Genomic DNA, 653 nt, shown 5'->3' on the forward strand with positions numbered 1-653 from the left:
GACCCGCGCGCGCTCGGCCTCACCTCCCGCCATCTCGCCTACGTGATCTACACCTCGGGATCCACAGGCACGCCCAAAGGGGCACAGAATGAGCATCGGGCTATCGTCAATCGCCTGATGTGGATGCAAAACGCCTATGGTCTCAACGCAACTGATGTCGTGTTGCAGAAGACGCCATTTGGCTTCGATGTCTCGGCCTGGGAGTTCTTCTGGACTTTGCTTGAAGGGGCAACCCTGGTAGTGGCGCCTCCGGGTGCGCACAGAGATCCCGATGCATTGGTCGACTTGATCATCAGCCAGCGCATCACGACGGTTCACTTCGTGCCATCCATGCTGGTCAGCTTTATGGATGCGAAGAGTGTTGACCGCTGCACATCGCTGCGGCGTGTTTTATGCAGCGGCGAGGCGCTTCCTGCCGCCAGTGTGCATAAGGTTCGGCGCGTATTGCCTTGGACGGGCCTGCACAATCTCTACGGTCCGACTGAGGCTGCGATCGACGTTACAGCGTGGAGTTGCCCGGCTGAGTTTGATGAGGCCATTGTCCCGATTGGCCGTCCGATTGCGAACACGCGGGTGTATCTGCTGGACGGTCATGGGGCGCCGGTGCCGTTCGGGGCGGTGGGGGAGCTCTGCATCGGCGGGGCGGGGGTGGC

Annotated in this window: 1 protein-coding gene; it reads left to right on the forward strand. The window is 61.3% G+C overall.

Annotated elements, in window-relative coordinates; genetic code table 11:
* Window positions 1-653, forward strand: a 653-nt coding sequence (locus AAFX91_RS42265) for an AMP-binding protein (protein WP_394570422.1), incomplete at both ends; no start/stop codon positions are given.

The organism is Bradyrhizobium sp. 31Argb (assembly GCF_043638955.1).
Taxonomy (GTDB): Bacteria; Pseudomonadota; Alphaproteobacteria; order Rhizobiales; family Xanthobacteraceae; genus Bradyrhizobium.